The sequence below is a fragment of the Rhizobium sp. YTU87027 genome (genome assembly GCF_050644135.1).
GTDB lineage: Bacteria > Pseudomonadota > Alphaproteobacteria > Rhizobiales > Rhizobiaceae > Rhizobium.
On the sequence record NZ_CP098441.1, the window covers coordinates 163,383 to 188,011 of the forward strand.

Annotated in this window: 29 protein-coding genes and 1 pseudogene; 19 read left to right on the top strand and 11 right to left on the bottom strand. The window is 59.5% G+C overall.

Annotated features, from left to right (window positions below; all coding sequences use genetic code 11):
• The first annotated feature begins 66 nt into the window (after positions 1 to 66).
• The 6 genes from NBG89_RS19560 to NBG89_RS19585 all read left to right on the top strand — a co-directional run bounded on the left by NBG89_RS19560 (position 67) and on the right by NBG89_RS19585 (position 5,553).
• Positions 67 to 615: a cytochrome c oxidase subunit 3 gene (locus NBG89_RS19560; protein WP_431324582.1), complete on the top strand. Its 549-nt coding sequence runs from the start codon at positions 67 to 69 to the stop codon at positions 613 to 615.
• Positions 612 to 908, top strand: a complete 297-nt coding sequence (locus NBG89_RS19565) for a cytochrome C oxidase subunit IV family protein (RefSeq protein ID WP_431323798.1) — start codon at positions 612 to 614, stop codon at positions 906 to 908. Before NBG89_RS19560 ends, NBG89_RS19565 begins: the two co-directional genes overlap by 4 nt.
• Positions 909 to 1,009: 101 nt before the next feature.
• Positions 1,010 to 1,462, top strand: a complete 453-nt coding sequence (locus tag NBG89_RS19570) for a c-type cytochrome (RefSeq protein WP_007795217.1) — start codon at positions 1,010 to 1,012, stop codon at positions 1,460 to 1,462.
• Positions 1,463 to 1,481: 19 nt separating this feature from the next.
• A complete protein-coding gene (locus NBG89_RS19575) occupies positions 1,482 to 2,822 on the top strand; it encodes a cbb3-type cytochrome c oxidase subunit I (RefSeq protein ID WP_431323799.1) in 1,341 nt (446 codons plus the stop codon).
• A 24-nt stretch (positions 2,823 to 2,846) separates the two neighbouring features.
• Positions 2,847 to 3,659, top strand: a complete 813-nt coding sequence (locus NBG89_RS19580; RefSeq protein WP_431323800.1) for a CbbQ/NirQ/NorQ/GpvN family protein — start codon at positions 2,847 to 2,849, stop codon at positions 3,657 to 3,659.
• A 7-nt stretch (positions 3,660 to 3,666) separates the two neighbouring features.
• Entirely contained in the window at positions 3,667 to 5,553 is a 1,887-nt protein-coding gene (locus tag NBG89_RS19585) for a nitric oxide reductase activation protein NorD (protein WP_431323801.1), read from the top strand.
• 217 nt (positions 5,554 to 5,770) lie between these two features.
• On the opposite strand, the gene NBG89_RS19590 is transcribed toward NBG89_RS19585, so the two are convergent.
• The 3 genes from NBG89_RS19590 to hemN form a co-directional block, all read right to left on the bottom strand.
• Positions 5,771 to 6,277, bottom strand: coding sequence for an RES family NAD+ phosphorylase (locus NBG89_RS19590; RefSeq protein WP_431323802.1), 507 nt, complete (start codon positions 6,275 to 6,277; stop codon positions 5,771 to 5,773).
• On the bottom strand, positions 6,274 to 6,759 hold the full coding sequence (parS, locus tag NBG89_RS19595) for a type II RES/Xre toxin-antitoxin system antitoxin (protein WP_431323803.1): 486 nt from the start codon (positions 6,757 to 6,759) through the stop codon (positions 6,274 to 6,276). The genes NBG89_RS19590 and parS overlap by 4 nt, the downstream gene beginning before the upstream one ends.
• Before the next feature lie 321 nt (positions 6,760 to 7,080).
• Positions 7,081 to 8,430, bottom strand: coding sequence for an oxygen-independent coproporphyrinogen III oxidase (gene hemN / locus NBG89_RS19600; RefSeq protein ID WP_431323804.1), 1,350 nt, complete (start codon positions 8,428 to 8,430; stop codon positions 7,081 to 7,083).
• Positions 8,431 to 8,643: 213 nt separating this feature from the next.
• Between hemN and NBG89_RS19605 the strand changes: the two genes are divergently transcribed.
• From NBG89_RS19605 to NBG89_RS19625, 5 genes are read left to right on the top strand one after another with little or no spacing between them, the layout of a single operon-like run.
• On the top strand, positions 8,644 to 8,928 hold the full coding sequence (locus NBG89_RS19605; protein ID WP_431323805.1) for a DUF2249 domain-containing protein: 285 nt from the start codon (positions 8,644 to 8,646) through the stop codon (positions 8,926 to 8,928).
• A gap of 15 nt (positions 8,929 to 8,943) precedes the next feature.
• Positions 8,944 to 10,317, top strand: coding sequence for a hypothetical protein (locus NBG89_RS19610; RefSeq protein ID WP_431323806.1), 1,374 nt, complete (start codon positions 8,944 to 8,946; stop codon positions 10,315 to 10,317).
• Positions 10,301 to 10,828: a DUF2249 domain-containing protein gene (locus tag NBG89_RS19615; protein ID WP_431323807.1), complete on the top strand. Its 528-nt coding sequence runs from the start codon at positions 10,301 to 10,303 to the stop codon at positions 10,826 to 10,828. Before NBG89_RS19610 ends, NBG89_RS19615 begins: the two co-directional genes overlap by 17 nt.
• Positions 10,815 to 11,111, top strand: coding sequence for a metal-sulfur cluster assembly factor (locus NBG89_RS19620; RefSeq protein WP_431323808.1), 297 nt, complete (start codon positions 10,815 to 10,817; stop codon positions 11,109 to 11,111). Before NBG89_RS19615 ends, NBG89_RS19620 begins: the two co-directional genes overlap by 14 nt.
• A 20-nt stretch (positions 11,112 to 11,131) precedes the next feature.
• The gene (locus tag NBG89_RS19625) at positions 11,132 to 11,410 is read left to right on the top strand and encodes a DUF6522 family protein (protein ID WP_431323809.1); all 279 of its coding nucleotides are present in this window, start codon (positions 11,132 to 11,134) and stop codon (positions 11,408 to 11,410) included.
• A 121-nt stretch (positions 11,411 to 11,531) separates the two neighbouring features.
• Here NBG89_RS19625 and NBG89_RS19630 read toward each other — a convergent pair.
• Positions 11,532 to 11,836, bottom strand: a pseudogene (locus tag NBG89_RS19630) (winged helix-turn-helix transcriptional regulator).
• On the opposite strand from NBG89_RS19630, the gene NBG89_RS19635 reads away from it, so the two are divergent.
• Positions 11,786 to 11,989, top strand: coding sequence for a hypothetical protein (locus NBG89_RS19635; RefSeq protein ID WP_431324608.1), 204 nt, complete (start codon positions 11,786 to 11,788; stop codon positions 11,987 to 11,989). The pseudogene NBG89_RS19630 and the gene NBG89_RS19635 sit on opposite strands and share 51 nt — an antisense overlap.
• 76 nt (positions 11,990 to 12,065) lie before the next feature.
• On the opposite strand, the gene NBG89_RS19640 is transcribed toward NBG89_RS19635, so the two are convergent.
• On the bottom strand, positions 12,066 to 13,274 hold the full coding sequence (locus NBG89_RS19640; protein ID WP_431323810.1) for an NnrS family protein: 1,209 nt from the start codon (positions 13,272 to 13,274) through the stop codon (positions 12,066 to 12,068).
• Positions 13,275 to 13,475: 201 nt separating this feature from the next.
• On the opposite strand from NBG89_RS19640, the gene nirK reads away from it, so the two are divergent.
• The 4 genes from nirK to NBG89_RS19660 all read left to right on the top strand — a co-directional run bounded on the left by nirK (position 13,476) and on the right by NBG89_RS19660 (position 16,792).
• Entirely contained in the window at positions 13,476 to 14,630 is a 1,155-nt protein-coding gene (gene nirK / locus NBG89_RS19645) for a copper-containing nitrite reductase (RefSeq protein WP_431323811.1), read from the top strand.
• A 78-nt stretch (positions 14,631 to 14,708) separates the two neighbouring features.
• Entirely contained in the window at positions 14,709 to 15,671 is a 963-nt protein-coding gene (locus tag NBG89_RS19650; protein WP_431323812.1) for an SUMF1/EgtB/PvdO family nonheme iron enzyme, read from the top strand.
• Entirely contained in the window at positions 15,661 to 16,356 is a 696-nt protein-coding gene (locus NBG89_RS19655) for a Crp/Fnr family transcriptional regulator (protein WP_431324583.1), read from the top strand. The genes NBG89_RS19650 and NBG89_RS19655 overlap by 11 nt, the downstream gene beginning before the upstream one ends.
• Before the next feature lie 97 nt (positions 16,357 to 16,453).
• Entirely contained in the window at positions 16,454 to 16,792 is a 339-nt protein-coding gene (locus tag NBG89_RS19660; RefSeq protein WP_431324584.1) for a YbaN family protein, read from the top strand.
• Between the two features lie 68 nt (positions 16,793 to 16,860).
• Here NBG89_RS19660 and NBG89_RS19665 read toward each other — a convergent pair whose 3' ends face one another.
• The 4 genes from NBG89_RS19665 to NBG89_RS19680 are packed head-to-tail and all read right to left on the bottom strand — an operon-like array spanning position 16,861 to position 19,977.
• Positions 16,861 to 18,246 carry a 4Fe-4S binding protein gene (locus tag NBG89_RS19665; RefSeq protein ID WP_431323813.1) on the bottom strand — a complete coding sequence of 462 codons (1,386 nt, stop codon included), beginning with the start codon at positions 18,244 to 18,246 and terminating at the stop codon, positions 16,861 to 16,863.
• Entirely contained in the window at positions 18,243 to 19,094 is an 852-nt protein-coding gene (locus NBG89_RS19670) for an FTR1 family iron permease (RefSeq protein WP_431323814.1), read from the bottom strand. The genes NBG89_RS19665 and NBG89_RS19670 overlap by 4 nt, the downstream gene beginning before the upstream one ends.
• Positions 19,091 to 19,435, bottom strand: a complete 345-nt coding sequence (locus NBG89_RS19675) for a cupredoxin domain-containing protein (RefSeq protein ID WP_431323815.1) — start codon at positions 19,433 to 19,435, stop codon at positions 19,091 to 19,093. Before NBG89_RS19675 ends, NBG89_RS19670 begins: the two co-directional genes overlap by 4 nt.
• Positions 19,435 to 19,977, bottom strand: a complete 543-nt coding sequence (locus NBG89_RS19680) for an iron transporter (RefSeq protein WP_431323816.1) — start codon at positions 19,975 to 19,977, stop codon at positions 19,435 to 19,437. The genes NBG89_RS19675 and NBG89_RS19680 overlap by 1 nt, the downstream gene beginning before the upstream one ends.
• Positions 19,978 to 20,284: 307 nt before the next feature.
• Here NBG89_RS19680 and NBG89_RS19685 point away from each other — a divergent pair, with 307 nt between their 5' ends.
• The gene (locus NBG89_RS19685) at positions 20,285 to 20,965 is read left to right on the top strand and encodes an NnrU family protein (protein ID WP_431323817.1); all 681 of its coding nucleotides are present in this window, start codon (positions 20,285 to 20,287) and stop codon (positions 20,963 to 20,965) included.
• On the opposite strand, the gene NBG89_RS19690 is transcribed toward NBG89_RS19685, so the two are convergent.
• Together NBG89_RS19690 and NBG89_RS19695 are read right to left on the bottom strand one after the other, a co-directional pair.
• Complete coding sequence (locus NBG89_RS19690; protein WP_431323818.1) at positions 20,903 to 21,559, bottom strand: UbiX family flavin prenyltransferase; 657 nt, start codon at positions 21,557 to 21,559, stop codon at positions 20,903 to 20,905. The two genes, NBG89_RS19685 and NBG89_RS19690, sit on opposite strands and share 63 nt — an antisense overlap.
• Entirely contained in the window at positions 21,543 to 23,051 is a 1,509-nt protein-coding gene (locus tag NBG89_RS19695; protein ID WP_431323819.1) for a UbiD family decarboxylase, read from the bottom strand. The genes NBG89_RS19690 and NBG89_RS19695 overlap by 17 nt, the downstream gene beginning before the upstream one ends.
• A gap of 102 nt (positions 23,052 to 23,153) precedes the next feature.
• On the opposite strand from NBG89_RS19695, the gene ubiT reads away from it, so the two are divergent.
• Positions 23,154 to 23,660 carry a ubiquinone anaerobic biosynthesis accessory factor UbiT gene (gene ubiT, locus NBG89_RS19700; protein WP_431323820.1) on the top strand — a complete coding sequence of 169 codons (507 nt, stop codon included), beginning with the start codon at positions 23,154 to 23,156 and terminating at the stop codon, positions 23,658 to 23,660.
• Positions 23,651 to 24,628, top strand: a complete 978-nt coding sequence (ubiU, locus tag NBG89_RS19705; protein ID WP_431323821.1) for a ubiquinone anaerobic biosynthesis protein UbiU — start codon at positions 23,651 to 23,653, stop codon at positions 24,626 to 24,628. Before ubiT ends, ubiU begins: the two co-directional genes overlap by 10 nt.
• Position 24,629: the final 1 nt, after the last annotated feature.

The window sequence follows — 24,629 nt, forward strand, 5'->3', positions numbered from 1 at the left end:
ATGATTGGCGCCATCTTTGCGATCGATCAAAGACTGCTCGCCGCGAGGCAAATAGCTTCTCGCGCCATGGCGGCGATCATTTCGACTGGGAAAGACGACTACGCGGGTGAAGGATCGGACGACGATCTGCTGACCTGGATCTTGGCGTGGAGTGAACTTGTCGCGTTCGGCGCGTTGCTTGCGGCATTCGTCGTAGCGTCGTGGCTGCAGCCCGGAGACTTTGCAGCCGGCAAAGCCCGGCTCCATCCAGTTTTACCGGTTCTCAATACGATCGTTCTGCTCGTCAGTGGCTGGTCGGCCGCTGCTGCCGCGTCTGATACCGGCATGCGACAACGCCTCGGACTCTCGGCAGCGGCTGCTGGTGGCCTTTTGTTCTTCGCCCTCAAGATCCACGAATACTGGCTGGAAGGCGCAACGCTCGTTTCGAGCGACGTGTTTGCGCAGCTTTACATCCTGCTGACCGGTTTTCATCTGGCCCACGTCGCCTTCGGGTCGCTGGTGCTCCTCCTCGTTGCCAGGTTTCCTTCCCGCCAGAATGTCCACCTGATCACGACCCTCTGGCACGTGATCGACATCGTCTGGCTCGTCATGTTTCCGGTGGTTTATTTGCTATGAACGGTCCAAGAGGAATTTCGGCCAACCCGCAGCGGGCGCTGTTTTACCTGATCATCCTAACGATCAGCATCCTGGCAGTGATGGTCCTCCTTCCCAATACGTCAGCGAGACCGGCTGCACCAATCGTGGCAGCAGCCCTTGCACTCCTGAAAGTGCGTCTCGTTGTGCTCGACTTCCTCGGCCTTCGATCGAGGGGCGCGAGTACCAGGAGGGCGTTAATCGCCTGGGCGGCGGTCGTACTGACAATCGCCTTGGTGAAGGTCATCGCATTCTCGGCTGTCTTTGCGAATTGACAAAGACCCGTCTGCCCATTTCAGCCATCAAAGTCATCGCGAGCCCTTGGCTCGGTTTCCGACGTCGCGGCGTATCCGCCACTGACATGAAAGGATAATCGATGGCTGAACGCCTAACAAAAACCGCGGCCCGAAACGTGTTTTACGGCGGGTCGGCATTCTTTTTCGCCATTTTCGTGGGCCTCACCGCCCATAGCCACTATTACATCCGAACCGTCTCGACCGACGAGGCGACCCTTACGGAAAGTGTCGCAAGGGGCAAGCACATCTGGGAGAAGAACTCCTGTATCAACTGCCACACGCTCGATGGTGAAGGCGCCTACTTCGCGCCCGAGCTGTCAAACGTGTGGATTCGCTGGGGCGGTGACAAGGATCCCGCCAACGCGCGCGAAGCACTGCACGCCTGGATGGCGGCGCAGCCTTCCGGCATCGAGGGCCGCAGGCAGATGCCACAGTTCAATCTGACCGACCAAGAAGTGAACGATCTTGCCGACTTCCTCGAATGGGTCAGCAAGATGAAGACACAGAATTGGCCGCCGAACCAGGCCGGTTGACAGGCGAGAGGATCAAGCAATGAAGTACAAGACTCAAAGCGTCGCCATGCTCTATTTTTATGGAGCACTCGGCCTGTTCATGGCGCAGCTCCTATTCGGCGTGCTGGCGGGCACGATCTACGTGCTGCCGAACACGCTATCCGTCGAGCTGCCATTCAATATCGTTCGCATGATCCATACGAACGCGCTCATCGTTTGGCTGCTCATGGGGTTCATGGGCACCACCTATTTCCTCCTTCCGGAAGAGTGCGAGACGGAACTCTACAGCCCGAAGCTTGCGATTGCGCAGTTCTGGATCTTCCTAGTGGCGGCAGCGGTCGCCGTCGTCGGCTACTTGTTCCACATTCACGAAGGTCGCGAGTTCCTTGAACAGCCGTTTGCGATCAAGGTCGGAATTGTGATCGTTGCATTGATGTTCCTGTTCAACGTCACCATGACGGCCCTCAAGGGACGCAAGACGACGATCACCAACATTCTGCTCTTCGGCCTCTGGGGCGTCGCAATCTTCTTCCTGTTCGCCTTCTACAATCCGGTCAATCTGGCGCTGGACAAGATGTACTGGTGGTACGTCGTCCATCTGTGGGTCGAGGGCGTCTGGGAACTGATCATGGCTTCCGTTCTGGCGTTCCTGATGATCAAGCTCAATGGCATCGATCGGGAGGTCGTGGAAAAGTGGCTCTACGTCATCATCGGCCTGGCACTGTTCTCGGGCATCCTTGGTACCGGCCACCACTACTACTGGATTGGCGCACCGGGTTACTGGCAGTGGATCGGATCGCTCTTCTCGACGCTCGAAGTCGCCCCGTTCTTCACCATGGTCGTCTTCACCTTCGTCATGACATGGCGGGCCGGACGCAAGCATGAAAACAAGGCTGCGCTCCTGTGGTCGATCGGCTGCTCGGTCATGGCCTTCTTCGGCGCGGGTGTCTGGGGCTTCCTGCATACGCTGTCGTCGGTGAACTACTATACCCACGGAACGCAGGTGACCGCAGCCCATGGCCACCTGGCCTTCTTCGGGGCCTACGTGATGCTCAACCTTGCTGCGATGGCCTACGCGATACCGCAGATTAAGGGTCGCGCTCCCTACAACCAGTGGCTCTCGATCAGCAGCTTCTGGATCATGTGCGGGGCAATGTCGGTCATGACATTCGCGCTGACGTTCGCCGGCATCATCCAGGTCCACCTGCAGAGAGTGCTCGGTCAATCCTACATGGACGTCCAGGACCAGCTCAGCATGTTCTACTGGGTCAGGCTCGGCTCTGGCGTCTTCGTCTTCGCGAGCGCGATCATGTTCATCTGGTCGGTGCTCGTCCCCGGACGGGCCCGCGCAACCAACGCAGTAGCCCAGCCCGCCGAATAGGCGGGCTCCTTCTGGAGATCAGAAATGACCATAGCTCTCAAATCCCCGCTCAATCCGAACGCTGAAATCCCCCACTACACCAGCCATGGCAATGAATGCGCGCTTTTCGAAAGCGCATGGACACGGCAACTGCCTGTGCTCCTGAAGGGACCAACAGGCTGCGGAAAGACCAGATTTGTCCACCACATGGCGGCGCGTCTGGGTCTTCCGGTTTCGACGGTATCCTGCCACGACGATCTTACCGCGGCCGACCTGACCGGACGCTACCTGCTGAAGGGTGGTGAAACCGTGTGGGTGGACGGGCCATTGACAAGGGCGGTCCGGAACGGCGGAATTTGCTACCTCGACGAAATCGTCGAGGCTCGCAAAGACGTCGCCGTGGTTCTCCACCCGTTGACGGACGACCGGCGAATCCTTCCGCTCGAAAGGACTGGCGAACTCCTGGAAGCCCAGGCGGGCTTCATGGTGGTCGTCTCCTACAATCCCGGGTACCAGAACCTCATGAAGGCGCTGAAGCCGAGCACCAGACAGCGGTTCGTGTCCATCGAGTTCGATTTCCTTCCACGAGATCAGGAGATCGTCACCGTTTCGCTCGAGAGTGGGCTAGCGGAAGGCAAGGTGGCTCCGCTCGTGGACCTTGCGCGCCGTCTGCGGGTCCTGAAGGGGCAGGATCTGGAGGAAGGGGTTTCCACGCGCCTCCTTATCTATTGTGCGACGCTCATTGATGCAGGACTGCCTCCTGCCGACGCGGTGCGCGCCGCCATCATCGAGCCGCTCACCGACGAGCCGGACGTAAAGGCCGCTCTGGTGGAGATCGCCAAAGCAACGTTTGGGTAGGTCAGACATGCTGGAATTTCTGGAACTCGAGGAGACAGTCGGACGCGCGTGGCACCGGTTCGTCGGTGACACCAGCTCCTGGCCGCGCCATCCGGCGCATGCCGTGCATCTGGCCGAAATCAAGTCTCAACTCGCCGTCTGCTTTCGCGCGTTCGGCGGCGAAGCGACCCTGCAGATCCAGAAGGCACGGCAGAAGACCTCCTTGCATCGACTGCGCTTGCGCCAGGTTGTCGGACTTGGCGAGGAACGGAGCGACCATCCGACATGGGACGGTTCCGCCATCCACCTCCCGGCCGTCATAGACATGTTCGAGGACACGTCCCTGAACCGGGAGCTTTATTTCTGGCTCGCCGGCTACATCGCGGTTGCCCCGATCTCTGAACCGCGACCAATCGACCCGGCACTTGCCGACATCGCCCGAATTGAAGCCGGCCGAACTAATTCCGCTAGCGTCATCGAGATCTTTCCCGGCATGGAAGAGCGATACGCGCGTCTGAGCCACGCCATACTTGCGTGCCGCACGCGCGGCAAGCTGCCAGGCGCAGAGAGGCAAATCGAGGAATTCGCCAAAACCGCGCTCACCTTTCCACTGCGGCACCCCCTGCCCGACGCCTCGCGACCGACGATACGTGTGGCGCCTCCGGGATATCTTCCGATGCTGCCACTTCCGATCTGGCCAGACTATGTCGGCAAGGCGGAGCGTGACCCATCGCATCGTGACGATCTTCCGTCGGAAGGAAACGACGGCAATGCCAACAGGCCGTCGCATGAAGCCAGGCGAAAGACAGATGCCGACGATCGGAAGCGGGACCCGTTCATCTTGAATCGCTTTGAAAAGATCCTTGCGATGGCAGAGATGGTCAACGTCGACCGACCGACGGACGACCGGGAGGATGAAGATGCTGCTGCCGCCGAGGAGCTTGACGAAATTACTCTGAGCGAGACGAAGGAGCGGCCGAAGTCGAAGTTCCATTTCGATCTGGACCTTTCTCCCGAAGCCTTCGATCCATCGCGAATAAAGACGGAACTGACCTATCCTGAATGGAATTTTCGAAAGCAGGAATACCTGCCGGATCATTGCCGCGTCGTACTTGGGATGGCATCGGAATCGGATGAGAAGCCAATTGCCAGCGATCAGGCGATCATTCGGAAGGTGAAGCGCCAGTTTGAAACGTTGCGGCCGAAGCGCGAAATTCGAAGAGCGCAATTGGATGGCAACGAACTCGATGTCGAAGCTGTCGTCCGCTCGCGCGTGGATCTGGTCGCGACCGGACAACCAGACGACCGCATCTACGAATGCGCCCGCCCCGCGGCGCATGAGTTGGCGACGTCCATATTGGTTGACGTTTCGCTGTCGACGGACTCCTGGGTAGACAACCGAAGAGTTCTGGACGTTGAGATCCAGGCGCTGGACGTTTTGGCACGCGGTCTTGACGCCTGCGGTGATAGGTTCTCCATCGACACGTTTACGTCGCGCCGTCGCGATTGGATACGGATAGACACAGTCAAAAGCTTCGATGAGAGGTTTTCGCCGAACGTCGCAAGGCGCATCGCGAATTTGAAGCCCGGCTACTACACACGTATGGGAGCTGCCATCCGTCACGCTTCGAAGCAGCTCGAGGATCAAGGTGCGCGAAAGAGATTGCTGCTGATCCTGACCGATGGAAAGCCAAACGATGTTGACCACTACGAAGGCCGGTTCGCTCTTGAAGACTGCCGCCGTGCTGTGATGGACGCGCGGGGTCGCGGTCAGGCGCTGTTTGCGGTCACCGTCGACCGCAATGCGGGCGACTACCTTCCGGCCATCTTCGGTCGAGCCGGGTTCGCGCTGGTTTCAGATATCGCCAAGCTTCCAAGCGCCCTTCCGGCGATCTACCGCAACCTGACGGCCTAGCAATGAGCCGTGCCGGCGAAGTTGTCCGGCATTGGTTAGCTACACCGTTGGGATTCTGTCTGCGCTGACACGGGCAGCTGTTTGACGCGGGGCACCCAGTTAGGGGTCGATGCCGAGCGGTGTACGCGCCCGACCGACGGGCAGGACGATCAGTCTACACTCGCCCGAATGTTCGCGCGCTCGCGTAACAGATTGCGGTGACGCAACCCGGGCTCATTCATGCCATAGGTCGGTGCAGCCTGGTATCGAGGGCAAAGCCTTCCTGGAACTTCAAGGCATAGGCCTCTGTCGCGCCGCCCGCCAGAAAAATCAGGTTCCAGCTGTGCGGCGAGACAGCACTCGGGATCGCGACGAAACGGTGGCGTCGCAGCAGATCGTCTCCGAAGACTTGCTGTCCCGCGCCGGGAATGCCCGGGCGCAGCCAATTGGGATTGGACACGTTTTTTGGATCGACGACATGGACATCGCCAGGATTGGCAATGATAGCCGCCGTCATCATATGCGCCACCGTATCGAGAGCCCGAAACCCCTTGTGGACCGCGACCTCGAGGATTGCAGTCGCGGGATCGAGCGAGCAGTAGACGGCGCGAACGCCCTTGCTGTTCCAGCGGCCGCCAACGCGATAGGCGCCTTCGCCGCTATCCCAGGTCGGCGCATGGACGGCTTGATCGAGCCGCCACGCGACCAACTCGGTCCCGCCGAGCCCGATTGGCAAGAGGGTCATGCATAGACGCCGTATTCGAGGCGCTCGAGATGATCCTCGACAAGTTCGACGCCGGCGGGCGTCCCGAGAAGATCGATCGGGCGGCGCTGGTCGAGCCCGATCGCCGGGCGTTCTAGCCATTGCTCGGCTTCTGCCTGCGATCCGAGGATATCTGTTGCCTTTGCGAGAATCTCGGCGAATTTCCACGCGCGGCCACTCTGTTCCCGGCTGAGCGGCCTGGAGGGCGTGTCCTTCCGCCGCTGCCAGGTCCTGAGACTCATGCCGACAGCCTTTTCGAGCGAGTCGGTCTTGCCGATGACGACCAGTTGCCCGACAAGGTGATCCAGCGCCGAGGCCGGCAGGCCGCGCAAAAGCAGTTCATGCGCATCGAGGGGACTGGTCAGGCTGTGCGACAAGACGCGCGTACCGCCGAGCAACGCCGCCACCTTCTGCAATTCGCCGGTCACCGTTTCCGGGACAATTTTCTCTGCCGCAATCACCATGGGATCATCTCCGCGTCATTTGTCGCTTCATATATGACAAGTGACGCAGGTGATTTCAAGGTGACGCCTTGCCGCGACGGCCCGGTCCTTGCAAAAGGACTGCCTAGTTTTGCCTATTCAATTGAAACGGGGAGCTGAGAATCCGGCAGGGACGGCCAGCCCACCCCGAGCAAGGTTGGCCGCCGCGTTTCCGAAGCACGTTGTTTCTGCTACCGTCCTTCGCACTCAGGAGCCGTGGCCGGGCACAGGTTGACCGTTTCAGGCGCTCGCAAGCCACGCAAAAGGTCCCGGTTCAGCGCCACTTGCCGACATCGCCGATCGCTAGGCGGCCTTGCTGTGTGTCCTTCCCAACGAGCCGAAGTAGGCATCGAAAGCTGCAGCGACGGCGCGGACCATGAAGCGCGCGTCCTTTGATACCGTGACCCGGCCGTCGACGACGGTCGCTACTCCGTCGGTCACGAGTTCCTGAAGTCTCTCGTTCCTTTCGAGCAGGAAGCGGATGTCATAGCCAGCGTCTTCGCTCAGCTTGGGCAGATCGACTTCGAAGTCGCACATGAGTCTCTCAATCACCCTCGCACGAAGCTTGTCTTCGTCGGTGAGGAGATATCCTTTCGCGGTGGGAAGGACGCCTGAGGAAACCATCTCGGCATACCTGCCGATAGCCACATGGTTCTGGTAGTACCCGGACGGCAGACGTCCGATTGCGGACGCGCCGAGACCGATCAGGGTGTCGCACTCGTCGGTCGTATAACCTTGGAAGTTCCTCCGCAGCAAGCCAGAGCGGGAAGCGATTGAGAGCTGATCATTGGGCAAGGCGAAATGGTCGAGACCGATCCGGACGTACCCCGCACTGACAAGCTCTTGCGCAATCGCCTCGGCCTGCTCGTTGCGTTGGCGAGCGTTTGGAAGCGCAGCTTCCTCGATCAGGCGCTGATGCTTCTTAAAGGCAGGAACGTGCGCGTATCCAAAGACCGCGAAACGCTCGGGTCTTAGCTCCGTCGCCAGCCTGACGGTCTCCACGCAGGATGCAACCGTCTGGTGCGGGAGGCCGTAGATCAGGTCGAAGTTGATGCTCGAGGCGCCGTGAGCACGCAGCCCGGCGACCGCCGCCTCAGTCTGCTCAAAAGTCTGAATTCGGTTGATCGCCCGCTGGACCACCGGATCGAAACTCTGGACGCCAAGGCTTGCACGATCCACGCCGTTCTCGCCCAATGCCTCGATCATCAACGGAGAGAGGGTTCGCGGATCAATTTCGACGGCAACGCTGGCATCGGCCTCGAACTGGAACGCGCTTCGAAGCTTTCGCATAAGCGCAGTAAATTCCTCTGGCTTCATGATCGTGGGGGTACCGCCGCCAAAATGAACGTTCTTCACCCGGAGAGAATTTCCCGCGGCGAACGAAACGATCTCGATCTCCTGGTTCATCACGTCAAGGTATTCGAGAACAGGGGCATCTTGCCGCGTTATCGTCGTATGACAGCCGCAGTACCAGCACATGGAACGGCAGAATGGAACATGAAGATAGAGAGAGACCGATCCAGATTCCGCAGCGTTGGCAAGCCCTTGCATGTAGTCGTCGGGCCCGACCGCTGCCGAAAAGGCGGGCGCGGTTGGATAGCTGGTATAACGCGGGAGCCGGGCTTCGCCGTACTTTGCGACCAAATCTGACATCGTGGCATCCTTCATGAAAGTCACGATGCTTATGATGGTGATCGGCTCTGCGTTCCTTGTCCTAGATCAATAAGCACCGGTTCGGCGAAATCTTTGATATTTGTCCGTCGTCAAAGTCGGTCCCTTCAATGGCGCCTATCGTAGACTTCTGACATGTGGCGAGCCGCGGTCCTGTCAGTGGTCAAGCCGGCGGCGATAAGGAACCAAGCCAGAATGACTGATGTGCAAACTCCCCCTGCCGAAGCTCCACATATAGACGTGCGCACGCTTCCACACGCTCAGCGCCATATGCAGATATTTGGCACGCTCGGTTCCCTGACCCCCGGCGGCACCCTGTTGATCACCAGCGACCACGAGCCCCGCCCCCTTCACTATCAGCTCGAGACCGCGTTCCCTGGCAAATTCTCCTGGGAGTATCTGGAGCAGGGACCGGAAGTCTGGCGCGTCGAGATCACCCGCCTTGACGCCGGCTGCGACTGCTGCTGCGGCAGCCACTAGGAGTGGAGAAGCGCGATGATGCCCGTGGGCACCACACTGTCGCGTTGGACAATGGCGTATTTCGGCGCGGCGGTATTCTTTTTGCTCTTCGCAGAAATCCTGCTCGCGGCGGGAGCGTGGGCGCCGTCGTTGGACATCGCGGAGCCCCACGCACTCATCGTCGTGCACTCCGTTACCATCGGTTGGCTTGGTCTTCTGATGATAGGAGCGCTGCTGCAGTTTGCGCCTGTCATGACAGGTCTGAGCCTTCCGGCCGATCGAATTGACGCGGCCAGCCTTGGCGGCCTCGTCGTGGGATTGGGTCTTTTGCTGTTCGGATTTCATTTGATCAATACGGGATCGAGCGCTGCCGGACTGACGATGGTTGCGGCGTCGCTCACGCTTGCGGCTTCCATCCTGTCGATCGGCCTCGTTCTTTTCGCCGTTCTCTGGCGCGGTAGAGCCGCACACGCTGCGTCGCCGCTCGTCCTAATTGCTATTGCATGCCTGATCGTGACAGCAGCACTTGGGTCGCTTTTCGCTGTAACTGTCTCCGGTGTCGTGGGTGCGGCGGCTATCGTTGAGTTCGTGACGAACGCGGTGCCATTTCACGCAAGCTTTGGATTGCTCGGGTGGATGACCTTTGCCGCGATCGGGGTGAGCTACAAGTTGCTGCCGATGTTCCTGCTGTCGGACGATATGAAAAGGTCGCCCTTCATCCGTCTCAGCGGATCGGCCGGTATCTCGATGCTGGCGATCGCCACGTTCTGTGCCATGTTCGATCCTGCCTTGGCACGCAGCATCTTTCTGATGGGCGGACTGGTCTTCCAGTCCACGATCGCCGCATACTTGGTAGAGTTGTTCAGGACTTATCGCTCGCGGCGTCGCAAGACGCTGGAGCTCAACACGTCGGGATCCTTACCCGCGTTTGCCCTTTTGGGCATTTCGGCTCCGATGCTGGTGCTGGCACCTTTATTCCACGCCGGTTCGGAGCTCGTGACTGCTGCTGCCTACCTGTTCGTCTTCGGATGGCTTTCCGGTCTGGGCTTGGCGCAACTTTTAAAGATTGTCCCCTTCCTGACCTGGATCGAGGCATTTGGACCCCTCTTAGGTCGCAGGCCGACGCCACGTCTGGGGGATCTGATAGCTGGAAGTCGTGCTGCAGTCTGGCTTGGAATGTTCTACGTCGCCGTCGTTGCCGCCGCTGCGGCAATCGCTGCCGGATCCGACCTGGGCTTTCACGCAGCCGTCATTCTTCAGACTTTCGCCACGGCGGCCCTTGCCGTCGAACTCCTGCTTGCCCGCGCGCTTGCAAACGTGGAGCCAGCCACCAAAAGAGCACCATTTCAACAGCCGGCGCTATTCTTCGCCGCAAACCACAGAGGTAACGCCAATGGTTCAGCTTCGTGAACTCGATGTTCGACAAGTCCTGCGTGACGGCGGGATGCCCTTCCAGCTCATAATGGATACGTTTGCCTCCCTTAATCCCGGCGAAGGAGTGCGATTGCACGCGATCTTTGAACCGGTGCCGCTTATCCGACAACTCGAACAGCGGGGCTTTGCGCACGTGTCCAGACGCCTTGCCGACGACGACTGGGAAATCGAATTCGTTCCGCGCGAAGCTCTGCAGGACACTCAACCCGCAGCCGCGGCGTCGGAGGCGATCTGGCCGGACCCGACCTGGAACCTCGACCTGACCGATCTTCCGCCTCCTGAACCGATGGAGCGAATTCTGTCGAGGCTCGAGACCATGAGCAACGGCGAGGTTCTTTTCGCGCTTCTGAACAGGGAGCCGGTCTTCCTGTTCGACCTCTTGAAGGAACGCGGGCACGAATGGATTGGAAATTTCGATGAAACGGGAAAGGTGTACCGGATCATGATCCGGGCCACGCCCCTGGATGCGACCAATGTCCGGACCTAGCCTCACCCGCGACGCCGTCCTTGATGCCCTCCGAGAAATCGAAGATCCAGAGGTCGGAACCGGAATCGTCGACCTCGGGCTGATCTATGATGTCTCGATTTCTCAGGACGGCTTCGTTACTGTGGAAATGACGACAACCACGCGCTTCTGTCCTGCTTCCGGCTTTCTCGCCGAGGCGGTAAAAATGCGGGTGGAGGCGTTGGAGGGGGTAAGCGAGGCGCAGGTCCGACTTGTCTACGACCCGCCTTGGTCGCCTGAAATGGCGGAATTGTTTTCACTTTAGTCCCGTAGAGAGCGGCAGGCATGAGCATCAAGGGCAAAGTTGATCTCGACGAGCTGACCGTCGATGCGTCCTATCTGGCGGACCGGTTTGGATTGTCGCCGGAAGCCTTTCGACGTTACATGGCGCAGGGTCTTGTTCGTAGCAGGGTCGAAATGGGTCAGGACGCGGACCTCGGTAAGACACGCCTGACTGTTCGCCTCGGAAATCGAGTATGGATCGCGGTCCTGGCGGCCGACGGCAGCGTTGTGAGCGAAGAAACCAGATTTGCGTCGTCGGCTCCGTCTCGCTCCGCCACGTAAAGCGATCTTGCTATCTGACTTTACTCCTCCCTCAAGACACGCATCATCCAACTTGTCGACCCTCGACGCATGTCTGGCGCAAACGCCAAAACGGTCGATGCGCGTGCAACCATTGCGACATTCATCGGTTCGCTTCGCCATGTGAAGCTCGGTGAGCTTCAATTTGGTCTACATGATCCACGACCCATTCCGCGAGATGCGTTAGCGGCAAAGAGGGTGAATGGCCTAAATTGGTCAAAGCATACTCGACCTACGGCGGCACGGTCGGATAGACCTTTCGCGTGACCATTCCATCACGCTCAAGACCTTCAGGGTGCGGGTGAGCATCTGCTGAGAAACACCACCAATCAACCGTTTCAGCTCGCTGAAGCGTCCTTGCTGCCCAACAAGTATCGCGATCGCGAGGATCATCCACTTGTTACCCAAGCGTCGGCGGGCAAGAGCGCTCTGGAGACGCACGGGGTCAAGCTCGATGGATTTCCCACGATCGATCCCGACGATATCGCTGAAGAGATTTGGGCCCTCATCACCAGGCGCGACCGAGCCGAGGCGATCCTTTCGCCGCTCCCTGCGGCATGACAGCGAGGTATGCGCCCGCAGAAAAGCACAAGAGCGAATGCCGTCCCCGGACGGCATCGCAACTTACCTGTGGTGATCACCTGCTCGCCAATTGCTTCCTTTCACGGCACAGGAACGGAGCATGCTCATGCGCAAACATGCAGAAGGCGACCGTCCAGCCGATCGCGGACACCATCAATATTTCGGAGCTGAACGAAGGTATCAGCTCGGCGGTCGGCCGCAGAAGTGCGACGGCTGCCAGTATGAGGTAGGAGTAGTTGGTCAGGCGGCTTGATTTTACCTTTCGGCCGGTATGCCCGCGGGTGGCTCTCGTCATCACTGCCAGCATCATCAAGGAAATCGCACCGATCGCAAAGACATGCAGGACCGCGACCTGAGGCATTCCCAATGTTCCAAGAGCGACGGCAGCAAAGCCGAGTGGCACGAACAGGTAGGCGCCATGGAGCACGAAGAGTATCGGTTCCGGCCAAACGTTCCAGCCCCGCCAGCGATAGAGCCTGACCCCGTTCATGGCTGCGGCGATCACTGCGCACAGACCGGTAATCAGCGCTTCAGGCGCCACGGCCCAGGCGGCAAGCGCAACGGCACCCATGATGATGGCGGCGGCGTCATAATGGTTGTAGGGAACCGGAAACTCTGTGCGACCGAACTGATTCAACCAGTTACGTGTGAAACTCGGAAGGATTCGTCCGCCAACGATCGTCACGAGCAGCACATAGGCTCCGAGGCCGAGACGGATCGGGAGTTCGGGGTTTTGTCCTGCGATCACCTGAACATGAAAGAGCACGTTGGCGATGGACAATACCACGAGACCGGCGATGACTTTCAAGTCCTTCCACTTCTTGCCCGCCACGACCTCGCGGGCACATAGAACCAGCATGGCAGGCAGAAAAAGGCTGTCGACAGCGACAGCAGGCATCACTCCGATCGACGAACTCATGAGCATGGCAATTCTGCCAGCGCACCAGACAGCGAAGAGTGTCGCCAGAGGACGCCCCGCAATCGGCAGCCTGCCCGTCCAGTTAGGGATCGCCGTCAGCAGGAAGCCGGCAAGGATTGCCGGCGCAAAGCCAAAGATCATCTCGTGGGCATGCCAGAGGAGCGTACCGTACTCGGTTGCGACTGGAATTCCAAAGCTAAGGGACGCAGCCCAGAGATCGATGCTGACGATGCCCCATAATGCCGACGCCAGGAAAAACGGGCGGAAGCCGTAAGAGAAGAGGACGAGGCCTGAGCGCGACATTCCGCGCGGAACGTGCTCGTCCTTGGCCATTATTTTCTGCATGATCAGTGTCTCCAGATTGATCACACAGCAATGCAGGATTTCACGACGCAGGTCGTTGAGATTACGCAAAGAAGAGGTTTGGAACTTTGCGCTGCCACAAATTGCCAGTTTGCGCCAAATCAAAGAGTTCATTGGGGTTTCTACTAGTTTCCAACTCGACCGGGCGGCGTTCGCTCCGTCTTCGACTTCAGGAGAGTGGAAATGACCAACAATATGCAAATGACCCGGCGCACAATGCTGACCGGCGCTGCTGTCGCCGGAGCACTGACGCCAATCATCGTAGCCACCAATGCCGCCAAGGCAGACGACGCGCATTCGACGGAAGCACTCAAGCCGAGCAGGAAGCCGGCTGTCGACCTGTCGAAGCTCCCTCGCGAGAAGGTCGAGCTTGTGAAGCCGCCGTTCGTCCACGCCCATGACCAGAAGGCCAAGGGCGGCCCCAAAATCAAGGAATTCACCCTCACCATCCAGGAAAAGAAGATGGTGCTGGACAAGGAAGGAACCGAAATCAACGCCATGACGTTCGACGGCTCGGTGCCCGGTCCGTTGATGGTGGTGCACCAGGACGACTACGTCGAGCTGACACTCGTAAATCCTGAAACCAACACCATGCAGCACAATATCGACTTCCATGCCGCCACCGGTGGGCTCGGCGGGGGTGCCCTGACCGTCGTCAACCCTGGCGATACTACGGTTCTCCGCTTTAAGGCGACCAAGGCAGGCGTCTTCGTGTATCACTGCGCACCTCCCGGAATGGTGCCTTGGCACGTCACCTCGGGCATGAACGGCGCGATCATGGTGCTACCGCGCGATGGCCTCACCGATGGCCACGGGAAGCCGATCGTCTACGACAAGGTCTACTATGTCGGCGAGCAGGACTTCTATGTTCCGCGCGACGCGAACGGCAAGTTCAAGAAATACGACAGCCCCGGCGACGCGTACGAGGATACCATCGCGGTCATGAAAACGCTGACGCCGACCCACATCGTCTTCAACGGTGCAGTCGGTGCGTTGACCGGCGACAATGCAATGACCGCCAAGGTCGGCGAGACGGTCCTGATCATCCATTCGCAGGCAAATCGTGACACTCGTCCGCATCTTATCGGCGGCCACGGCGAGTACGTATGGGCGACGGGCAAGTTCCAGAACGTTCCGGACATCGATCAGGAAACCTGGTTCATACCGGGCGGCACTGCAGGCGCGGCGGTGTACACTTTTGCGCAGCCGGGTATCTATGCCTATGTAAACCACAACCTCATCGAGGCTTTCGAACTGGGAGCAGCTGCCCACTTCAAGGTCACAGGCGACTGGAACGACGACCTTATGACTTCGGTCAGGGCGCCATCGGCAAGTTGACCTGGCGGCGGGGCGGTGCGCGGGCTGGGGTAGCCTGCGCACCATCATTTATAGAGAGGCGCTACGTGCGTAAAAACCATGGCTCGGAACGCTGCGACTGAAGCGGTTTCAGGCATATCCATCGCGGTTCCCCTTGCACTCCTTGCGATCCTTTCAGGAGCGGTCGCAGTGGAGTCCGGATTCGTTGTGATGAGGGAGCCAGGAGCGACCGTCGCCTCGCCCGTCTTCCTGACCGTGGCGCCTCACACCTTCGCCTATCGTGACGCCACGGAGTATTTCCGAAACGGCCTGGCAATCGACGCTCCCAAGCACGAGATCGCCGTCAGATCGCCGCTGGACATCATGAAGTTTCAGACCACGCTCGGTGAATATAACCGCTGCGTGGACGACAGCGTTTGCTCGCCAGCCGAAGGAAGAGATAGCCTGTCGCGAGAAGACATACCGGTGACGGGCGTCAGCTACGACGATGCGGTGCGCTACGCAGCGTGGCTGTCGGAGCGTACAGGAGAGGACTGGCGACTACCGACGGATTTCGAGCTTGCCTATGCCGCCGCCGACCGCTTCCCCGACGACGCGCTCGGCATCGACATCGACGACAAGAACCCCGCGACACGATGGCTTGCCGACTACGAGCGTGAAGCGCGCCGGGCTGCGTCGATCGATCCGCGGCCACAAGCCAAAGGGTCGTTCGGAATAAGCGAGACGGGGTTGGTGGACTTCGGTGGAAACGTATGGGAGTGGACATCGACCTGCAACAAGCGCGTCGATCTTGGCAGCGGAGCCAAGCCAGAGGAGCCAGACCCGCGGACCTGCGGTATCATGATTGCGTCCGGCAGGCATCGCTCGCCGATGAGCAGCTTCGTCCGAAATCCAAAGGGTGGCGGATGCACGGTCGGAAGTCCTCCCGATAATCTTGGCTTCCGCTTGATCCGCAGGCAATCCTTCTTTGAGAGCGTCAGAGACTTCGCGCGCAAAACCGCAGCGGACACCTTTGGCTTGTTTGTAAGCGCCCCAATGAATCGGAGCCATGATGAAGGTTGATCGCACCATCTTAAGATCGTTGCCGCTCTTCGAGCGGATGACGGATCCCGACCTCGACTCCATGCTCGAGCATGCGGTTCCACGTCGTGTCGCCCAAGGCGATGCGGTCTTCGAACAAGGCGCTCCAGCGCGATCGTTCTTTTTGCTGTTGCACGGCCGATTGAAGGTTACTCAGGTTACCCAGGACGGACAGCAGATTATCGTCCGGATGGTGCATCCGGGCGATCTGTTTGGTTTCGCCATGGCACTTCGCAGATCGGACTATCCTGGGACCGCGTTGGCTGCGGCCGAGAGCCTTGTTCTTGGCTGGCCGACAGACATGTGGCCGCGCTTCGTCGAGCAGAACCCCCGCCTCGCCGTCACGGCAATGCAGACGATCGGGCAACGGCTCGAGGAGGCGCATACGCGCATCCGCGAGATGTCGACCGAGGAAGTGGAAAAACGTGTAGCCCACGCCATCCTCAGGCTTTCCAAGCAGGCAGGACGCCCGGTCGCGGCAGGTATTCGTATCGACTTTCCGATATCGAGACAGGACATCGCCGAGATGACCGGCACCACCCTTCACACGGTGTCACGAATTCTCAGCGCGTGGGAGAGCAAGGGGATCGTGGAAGGCGGTCGTCAAAAACTCACGGTGTGCGATCCTCAACGCCTTCTCAATCTCGCGGACGGCGCGCGTGATTGAAGTGTTGCCATGACGATTTGTTCGATAACGGACTACCGCGCTAAAGAGCTTTTCGATCGACTTTTTAGGGGATTGAGACGTGCGAGGCGCCCTGATCGTGGTTGCGTGGGCTTCCGTCTTATTGGGCTGTGTCGGTACCTTCCTGCCACTTTTGCCGACGACTCCATTTCTCCTGCTGTCAGTGGGCATTTTCGCTCGCACGTCGCCTCGATTTGAAACGTGGCTCCTGTCGCATCCGACGCTGGGCAAACCGATAAAGGCATGGCGTCGCAATCGCGCCATTCCTTTCAAGGCTAAGCTTGCTGCAGTCACATCCATGGGATTGAGCTTTGGAATTATACTTTGGGTAGCTGCACCCAACCTCTTGGTGACATCTGTTATTGCAACGGTGATGATGCCGTGCGCTCTCTTCATAGTCACCCGGCCATCGGCATAGCGTTGCCAGTTGCCTGCATCGCGCGCCTTTGGTTTGGATTGGTCTCGAGATTTTTGAAAGTCGCCGCGCTAGGGTAGGAAGACGACGAGCCATCCCCATGAGAACGCAATCGTCGGAATAGCCATAAGCGTCGTCGCGAGCGCTCGGCGCCGGAGACTTGCGGTGTACAGTGCCGCTATCCGACTGGCTATTGCCACCGACCAGGCGCCGGCAAGGAGTACGATGATCCCGCGGCCTCGGTCGATAAACGGCAGATCGATGCCATCGGAGTGGAGCTGCGTGATCGTCAATGACAGCAAGCCGCAAAAGAGCGAGGCCGCCGCCACCGGAATCAGTGCCTGCGCAAGATGGTGGATGACACGGCTCCGCCGGCCAAGGACGAGGGAGCAAGCGACGAGCGCGACAATGAATATGAAAGACGCCAGCACGCCAGACATTGCGATCAACACCAGCAGCGACAGGCCATCTATGACCGTCATAACGTCGCTTGCCGACGGATAGTTTGTCAGCACCCACCAAGGCAGGCGACCCGAAAGCGGCCAGATCCAGTGCGCGCTTACACACAGCTCGGCCAGCCATTGTCTGATGAACAGAAACAGGCTGCTGCTGGACCAGTGGAGCGCGGCTGGCACGAGGCCGAGCAGCACCGGTACGATCAGAAACGTCTCGAAGCGTGTGGCGGCCCTCCCCGAACCGTACACGATATCACTGGCAGGCCTTCGCCATGCAAGCCGGATAGCGCCCCTGTGACCGCTGCACCGTCCGCACATGTGGCAGGCCGAACCGCCCTGCATCGTTTTGATCGGTATCAGGGGAGCGCAGTTGACGGCGGAAATCGCGCCAACCTGTGTTGCGGGCCGCCTCCAGACTTCGGATTCCACCTTGAAATGCAAGGGCGCGATCTTGCTTACGAGGCCAAAGACGCCGCTCACTGGGCATAAGAACCGGCACCAGACCCGCTTGGCCTTGCCATAGCGCGCACCGACGACCATCGCGACCAAAGTGGATCCGCCCAGCAACAATGCGGCGGGCTTGGGATACTGATAGATGCTTGTAAGTTGGCCATAGATAGTCGTCGAGATAAACGACACGACCGGCCAACCCGACCACTTCATCCAGCTCGGGATCGCCCTTCCCGCCCCTCTTTCGCTAGCGAACTCCGAAAGCGCTCCTTCAGGGCATAGAAGGCCACACCAGAACCGCCCGATCAGAGCGGTTCCGAGGATCACGAACGGCCACCAGATTCCCCAGAAGACGAATTGCGCGAAGCGCGTGAGGTTATTCCACATGAAGTCCCGGCTCGTGGGAAGCGGCAAAAACACGGGCAGCACGAGGAGAGCAACGTAAAGGACAATCGTCGTCCACTGCAGGCGCCGGATGAACGCCTTGTGGCGCACAAGCAGATCTCCGACGCCTGCGACCAGCGTGTCAGTCCTCGCTCTGGTTGGGATCATGCCGAAAGCCTTGAGTGCATTGGTCGGACAAAGGCAAAGGAGGCCGTTGCCCAGTAGATTGTCATTCCAAAGATCGGCAACAGCTCCGGTCGCGAGCGATAACCGATGACGCCGGCCAGAAACGCGCCAAATCCGCTGGAGTCGTCGAGAAGCCAACTGGAATTCCATAGGGGCGCGGACAGTGGGGAGACGAGTTCAATGGAAATCGCCTTGTCGATAGCGGTCATCATGAGACCGCTTCCCAGGGCCAGCAGCAGGCCTTGGCTGGCGCCAAGAAATATCCTCTTCGGTATCCCGACAGAACCAAGCTTGAAGGACCAATAGGTGGCCGCAGCCAGCAGCAGGCCTGTAGCTGCGGGCAAGACGCCACGTCCAAGATTGACCTCTGTCGATGAGAGTATGCCATAAAGAAACAGGACCGTCTCCGCACCCTCCCGCGCCACGGCAAGTGCCGTTAGCGCAACAAGGCCGAGCCAATCTTGGCCGCTGGCGCGAGCCGTCGCCTGGGCAGACAGGCCGCCGATGGCGCCCTTCTCGATGCGACGCATCCAAAATGCCATTCTTACGATAAGAAGGCAGGCCGACAAGGCTATGAGCATCTGAACGATGTCCTCGACCTGGCCGTTGAATGCGCTTGCGGCATAGGTGGTCAAAGCCGCAAGCGCAATTGCGAGCACCAGCCCGCATACGACGCCTGCAGCAATCGCGCGCAAGGCCAGGCGGCCCTTGTCGGGCGCGCGCTTCAAGGACCAAGTCACCAAGATGCCGACGACGAGAAGCGCTTCAAAAGATTCCCGCCAGACCACGAACGCGATCTGGAAGGATTGCGCAGACATGCTGAGGGTCATCTGGCGACAATCCTCGCAGGGGGCATGTCCAGATGGAAATCATCGAAGAAAGCGTAGTTTCCGGGATCCAGTGGGTGGAAGACTATGAAACTCGAGGCCCCCGGCGCGAGCACCTTTTCCTTGCGCAGCGCGGTGCTTTCAAACTCGATGGGAGTGGAGCCCTCGTTGCGGAGTTCCAACTTGAAGCGACTGTTGGCCGGCACCTCGATCACGGACGGCGATACGATACCATTGCTGAAGTGCACCTCGAATGTTGGGTATTCCTGATCTGCCGTTGCTGGAAGCGTCGCCGCAAGAAGCACAAAACCGGCGAAGAAGGACAGGAAAGCCAGTTGGCTCATTAGTAGCCCCCCTTCTTCCCAACGCCGGCGAAGACAAACTCGTAGTTCAGTGTAAACGCCTCAGGCCAGGGCGCGACGCCGGTTTCCTTGTCGACATGGCGACCAAGTGCCATTTCTCCATGCCCGCCGGGGTGGACGGTCAGCGCCAACGTATAGCGGCCGGGACCCGAAAGTTTCACATTGTCGCCGTAGTGCGGTCCGTCGCTGGCTACCATGGCTTCAAGCGCGCCGGCTTCCTCTTTTCCGGTATCGTTGTTCTTGACGCTGTATTCGATGTGAAGACTGGGCACCCAGTCGCCTTCCGCGAACCCGTTCATGTTGGTCTCGGTCGCGTGTACGTCGGCTTCCAGATGAATATCCGACTGATCGGCCGGCAGCATCATGCCGGGAGGATCCATCTCGATCGGTTGCAGATAGACTGCCGCGACCTCCATGCCTGAAGAGACCTTTGGCGCGCCGATTGGATATTCGGCGGCGTGCAGGACGAGAGGCATCGCCGCATAAAGGATTGGAGCGAAACAAAGGCAGGAGGCACGAGACATGACGACGATCCCTTAAAGATGACTAATCGCGTCACCTTTATCAGGGAAAAGGGCCAGATCTTTGCGCTGGCGCAATGACGGGTAACGCGGCAGTGAGGTCTCACCTCGCCCACGCCGTGCCCCGGTTTGGCAAAGGCCTCTGAAATCCTGCGAGCGTTGACCAACGATTGCGATCAATGCCTCGCGAAGCGCAACGCGGACCGGCTCCTGACTTCTACCGGTGGGTTCAAGTTGCATGACTGCTTGACCCTGATCAAAATAACCGCGGCGTGCATCTGCTACGAATGCCTCCGAAAAGGAGGTCGTCATGATCGCATTCGTCTCCGCATTCGCGGTTTTCCTAATCCTCCACTCCGTCCCGGCGGTTCCGGCGATCCGCGCCGGCATCATAGCGCGCGTCGGCAGACCGACCTATTTTGTCGCCTATTCCCTGGTTTCAACGATTGTGCTGGTCTGGGTCTTCGCAGCCGCGTTATCCCTTGACTACATTCCACTCTGGGCGCTCCGGCCATGGCATGCGGGCGTCACGTTCGTCCTCGCGCCCTTGGGCATCTTCCTGGTGCTGGCCGGACTGCTGAGTGGGAACCCGCTGTCGGTTTCCGTTCGCTCCGGGGCCGATCTTGGAGCGGTCACCAGGATCACGAGACATCCGGTTCTATGGGGCTTTGCGCTCTGGGCGATCGGACACCTGGTCGCCAACGGCGACTTGCGGTCGGTGCTGTTGTTCGGCGGATTCGGGGCATTCGCTCTGGGCTCTATTCCGATGGCCGAGAAGCGGGCAAAGCGACGGCTCGGCAAAGACTGGGCGCTCTTGTCCGCACAAACGTCAATCTGGCCACTCGCAGCCTTCCTTCGAGGGGCGCGGCCAGCGGTCGACCGGGCCCTTCTGCTCGCCGCAGTTCTCGCTGGCTTAACAGTCGCCTGGTTACTTTTGGGCGGCGGTCACAGCATGCTTTTCGGCGCGGACCCCCTGGCTGTCATCGGCTGAGCGAGCGTTTGATTCTCCCTGCCACGCGGTCGTGAGGCGGGGGACCGGTAGCCCCAGCAAATCGATAGCCCGGCGGGCGAGGTGATCGACAATGTCTTCGACAGACTGAGGCCGGTTGTAAAACGTGGGGACCGGAGGCATCACAATTGCCCCCATTTCCGTCGCTGACGTCATGTTTCGCAGGTGTCCCAGGTGCAGGGGCGTCTCGCGGGTCATGAGAACAAGGCGACGACGCTCCTTCAGCTGGACATCGGCAGCGCGTGCCACCAGGCTGTCTGAAAGACCGGTCGAGATGGCTGCGAGACTTTTCATCGAACACGGCGCGATGATCATACCCGCGACTGGAAAGGAGCCGCTGGCAATTGCCGCTCCAATGTTCCTGTTGTCGTAATGCCGGTGGGCCTTGATCAGCATCTTGCCGTGAGCCTCGGTCCCGACCTCGTGGGCGAGCGTTCGCTTGCCACCGTCCGACACGACCAGATGAACCTGAACGCCGATATCAGCAAGTTGGTCCAATACGGCCACTCCGAGCGCTGCACCTGAGGCTCCAGTGACTGCGAGAACCACATTGAGGCGTTCATCCGATGATGTCATGCTTGATCCTTTCCCACATTGCCGACGCCTTCTGAGTCAGTTCATCCGGCATCCGAAGCTCGCGGCCCCATTCCCTTTCGGTCTCAGCCGCGATCTTGTTGGTCGCGTCGATCCCCATCTTGGTTCCCAATCCGGCCTTGGGCGAAGCAAAGTCCAGATAGTCGATGGGGGTGTTTTCGATGACGACGAGGTCTCTGGCAGCGTCGAAACGAGTGGACACCGCCCACATGACGTCTTCCCAGCTACGCACGCAGATGTCGGGATCGACGACGATTATGAGCTTGGTGTAATTGAACTGGGAAAGCATCCCCCAGAGGCCCATCATGACCCGGCGAGCCTGCCCCGGATACCTCTTGTCGATCGAAACGACGGCTGCACGGTACGAGCAGGCTTCCGGAGGCAGCCACAGATCCACTATTTCGGGAAACTGGCGCCTTGCTATCGGGATGAAAAGCTCGATCATTGCCTCGCCCAGGCGCGAGGGTTCGTCGGGCGGGCGACCTGTATACGTCGAGAGATAGACCGGCGAACACCTGGTCGTGATCGCGGACAATCGCACGACGGGAAAGGATTCGACCGAGTTGTAGTAGCCGGTGTGATCGCCGTAAGGCCCTTCCGGTGCCGTCTCCTCGGCGGACACGACGCCCTCAAGGATGATTTCGGCGTTCGCCGGCACCCGAAGCGGAACCGTAACTGCCTTGCTGACTTCCGTCCTTGCTCCCCGAAGAAGACCGGCGAAATTGAGCTCGCTCATACCTTCTGGAAGCGGAATGACGCCCGCAAGCAAAGTGGCAGGGTCTGCCCCGATCGCGATCGCGATCGGCATGTCCAATCCCTTTCGCTGCCACTGTCGATGGTGCTTGGCCCCGCCGCGATGGGCAAGCCACCGGACAATCAGCGAGGCCGGATCTCGAACCTGCATACGGTAAATGCCGACGTTGACGTCGCTCGGGTCGTCAGGGCTTTGTGTGATCACCAAGGGCCATGTGATGAGCGGAGCAGGCTCACCCGGCCAGCACCATTGCACCGGGAGCATTCCAAGATCGATATCCTTCCCCCGGTGGACGACTTCCTGGGACAGCGCTGCTCGTCGATGTCGCGGCCGCATGCTGATGGCTGCCTTCAGCATGGGGAGTTTGCTCCAGGCATCGGAGAGCGACTTCGGTGGCTCGGGACGCTGCATCCGCGCGAGTTCATCCCCCAAACGCTCCAGCCCGCCTTCCTCAAGACCAAACCCCAGCTCGATGCGTTCCCGGGTGCCGAAGAGGTTTGCAACGACCGGCACTGGAGAACACCGGCCATCTGCATCGATCGGTTTCTTGAAGAGAAGCGCCGGGCCGTTCTCACTGAGAACCTTTTGATGCAGCGCGGTCATTTCGTGAACGAGGGAAACTGGCTCGTTCACGACAACGAGCTGTCGGCGCTGTTCGAGCTCCCGCAGAAAAGACTGCAAGTCGCTGTGCCGTTGAATTTTGAAATCGTCATTGCGCATTGACGATGCAATCAATGAGGAAACAAGCGCTGTCTTTGTCACAGATCAAATAGCGGCGGTGCAATTGACCCTAGGATGCCTCGTCCAATTGAAGAGGCCTCAATGCTTGCCTTACACCGCCTGATGGCCCCAGTGCATATGGTGCCGTTGCCGATCGCAGCGCGCATCGCATCCATGCTCTTCCAGCAGGTTCTCAAAACCCACCCCAATTTGTTCGACCGGCTGGGAGAATATAGCCAGTCCCGTTTCGGATTTGTCCCTACCGATCTTCCCTTCGCATTCTCCATCCGACCGAGTTCACGCGACATCCAAACAGTTCGGCGAGGCGCCGCACTTGCCACTGACGCAACGATCACCGGCCCTTTGTTCCTCATGCTGGCCCTTGCGGAAGGGCGCGTCGATGGAGACGCCATCTTCTTTGCACGCAAGCTTGCTGTGAGCGGAGACATGGAGGCAATCCTGGCGCTTCGAAACGCACTCGATGACAGCGAGATCGATCTGGCGAATACGGTCGGGAGCTTTTCCGGGCCACTGAAGTCTTCGGTGTCGGCGCTCCTCTCATCGATCAGACGACAGGCCCTCAAGGCGCACGGTGTCGCATGGAGCTGATTTGCCCTGCAGGAACCCCCTCCTCGTTCCGTGAAGCCGTCGAGGCAGGCGCCGATGCCGTCTACTGCGGCTTTCGTGACGAGACGAATGCACGCAATTTCCCAGGATTGAACTTCGATCTTTCCGAGCTTCGTGAAGCGATCGGGTATGCGCGAGCGCGCAATGTGAAGACGTTCGTTGCACTGAACACTTTCATGACCGCTGGCAAAGAGGATCTCTGGTATCGGCGAGCACACGAAGCGACGGATGCGGGTGCGGACGCTCTGATCGTCGCCGATTTTGGCCTTATGGCTCACGTGGCGGAACGGCTCCCGCAACAGCGTCTGCACATTTCCGTTCAGGCGTCAGCCTCCAACCCGGACGCACTCATCTACCTCGTCGAGAGCTTCAACGCCCAGCGCGTCGTTCTACCGAGAACCCTTACCATATCGGACATTGCCCGTATTTCCCGGCGTGTGGGTTGCGAGCTCGAAGTTTTCGTCTTCGGCGGTCTTTGCGTCATGGCGGAGGGCCGTTGCTCGCTCTCTTCCTACGCCACCGGGAAGTCCCCAAACATGAATGGCGTCTGCTCGCCGGCCAGCCACGTCAGGTATCGCCAGGCGGGCAGCGACATGATGTCGGAGCTCGGCAGTTTCACGATCAACAGGTTCTCGGCGAACGAGCCGACAGGCTACCCGACATTGTGCAAGGGACGCTTCGAAATCGAAGAAAGCAAGACCTACGCTTTCGAGGATCCCGTGTCGCTTGACGTGATGGATCAGCTCGACGAGCTGCGTGCAGCCGGGGTGAAAGCGCTGAAGGTCGAAGGGCGCCAGCGCGGCAAGGCGTACATATCGGAGGTCGTTTCTACTCTCCGCGCGACGCTGAATGCTGCCCCGCCTGAGCGCGCCGCTTTGATGAGCCGTTTGAAAGCATTGAGCGAAGGCCAGCAAACGACCCATGGCGCTTACGAGAAACGCTGGAGATGAT

Bases quoted from the DNA above. Each gene is read 5' to 3' on its own strand.
- NBG89_RS19560 (WP_431324582.1), top strand. From the start codon at position 67: ATGGCGGCGATCATTTCGACTGGGAAAGACGACTACGCGGGTGAAGGA.
- NBG89_RS19565 (WP_431323798.1), top strand. From the start codon at position 612: ATGAACGGTCCAAGAGGAATTTCGGCCAACCCGCAGCGGGCGCTGTTT.
- NBG89_RS19570 (WP_007795217.1), top strand. From the start codon at position 1,010: ATGGCTGAACGCCTAACAAAAACCGCGGCCCGAAACGTGTTTTACGGC.
- NBG89_RS19575 (WP_431323799.1), top strand. From the start codon at position 1,482: ATGAAGTACAAGACTCAAAGCGTCGCCATGCTCTATTTTTATGGAGCA.
- NBG89_RS19580 (WP_431323800.1), top strand. From the start codon at position 2,847: ATGACCATAGCTCTCAAATCCCCGCTCAATCCGAACGCTGAAATCCCC.
- NBG89_RS19585 (WP_431323801.1), top strand. From the start codon at position 3,667: ATGCTGGAATTTCTGGAACTCGAGGAGACAGTCGGACGCGCGTGGCAC.
- NBG89_RS19590 (WP_431323802.1), bottom strand. From the start codon at position 6,277: ATGACCCTCTTGCCAATCGGGCTCGGCGGGACCGAGTTGGTCGCGTGG.
- parS (WP_431323803.1), bottom strand. From the start codon at position 6,759: ATGGTGATTGCGGCAGAGAAAATTGTCCCGGAAACGGTGACCGGCGAA.
- hemN (WP_431323804.1), bottom strand. From the start codon at position 8,430: ATGTCAGATTTGGTCGCAAAGTACGGCGAAGCCCGGCTCCCGCGTTAT.
- NBG89_RS19605 (WP_431323805.1), top strand. From the start codon at position 8,644: ATGACTGATGTGCAAACTCCCCCTGCCGAAGCTCCACATATAGACGTG.
- NBG89_RS19610 (WP_431323806.1), top strand. From the start codon at position 8,944: ATGATGCCCGTGGGCACCACACTGTCGCGTTGGACAATGGCGTATTTC.
- NBG89_RS19615 (WP_431323807.1), top strand. From the start codon at position 10,301: ATGGTTCAGCTTCGTGAACTCGATGTTCGACAAGTCCTGCGTGACGGC.
- NBG89_RS19620 (WP_431323808.1), top strand. From the start codon at position 10,815: ATGTCCGGACCTAGCCTCACCCGCGACGCCGTCCTTGATGCCCTCCGA.
- NBG89_RS19625 (WP_431323809.1), top strand. From the start codon at position 11,132: ATGAGCATCAAGGGCAAAGTTGATCTCGACGAGCTGACCGTCGATGCG.
- NBG89_RS19640 (WP_431323810.1), bottom strand. From the start codon at position 13,274: ATGCAGAAAATAATGGCCAAGGACGAGCACGTTCCGCGCGGAATGTCG.
- nirK (WP_431323811.1), top strand. From the start codon at position 13,476: ATGACCAACAATATGCAAATGACCCGGCGCACAATGCTGACCGGCGCT.
- NBG89_RS19650 (WP_431323812.1), top strand. From the start codon at position 14,709: ATGGCTCGGAACGCTGCGACTGAAGCGGTTTCAGGCATATCCATCGCG.
- NBG89_RS19655 (WP_431324583.1), top strand. From the start codon at position 15,661: ATGAAGGTTGATCGCACCATCTTAAGATCGTTGCCGCTCTTCGAGCGG.
- NBG89_RS19665 (WP_431323813.1), bottom strand. From the start codon at position 18,246: ATGATCCCAACCAGAGCGAGGACTGACACGCTGGTCGCAGGCGTCGGA.
- NBG89_RS19670 (WP_431323814.1), bottom strand. From the start codon at position 19,094: ATGACCCTCAGCATGTCTGCGCAATCCTTCCAGATCGCGTTCGTGGTC.
- NBG89_RS19675 (WP_431323815.1), bottom strand. From the start codon at position 19,435: ATGAGCCAACTGGCTTTCCTGTCCTTCTTCGCCGGTTTTGTGCTTCTT.
- NBG89_RS19680 (WP_431323816.1), bottom strand. From the start codon at position 19,977: ATGTCTCGTGCCTCCTGCCTTTGTTTCGCTCCAATCCTTTATGCGGCG.
- NBG89_RS19685 (WP_431323817.1), top strand. From the start codon at position 20,285: ATGATCGCATTCGTCTCCGCATTCGCGGTTTTCCTAATCCTCCACTCC.
- NBG89_RS19690 (WP_431323818.1), bottom strand. From the start codon at position 21,559: ATGACATCATCGGATGAACGCCTCAATGTGGTTCTCGCAGTCACTGGA.
- NBG89_RS19695 (WP_431323819.1), bottom strand. From the start codon at position 23,051: ATGCGCAATGACGATTTCAAAATTCAACGGCACAGCGACTTGCAGTCT.
- ubiT (WP_431323820.1), top strand. From the start codon at position 23,154: ATGCTTGCCTTACACCGCCTGATGGCCCCAGTGCATATGGTGCCGTTG.
- ubiU (WP_431323821.1), top strand. From the start codon at position 23,651: ATGGAGCTGATTTGCCCTGCAGGAACCCCCTCCTCGTTCCGTGAAGCC.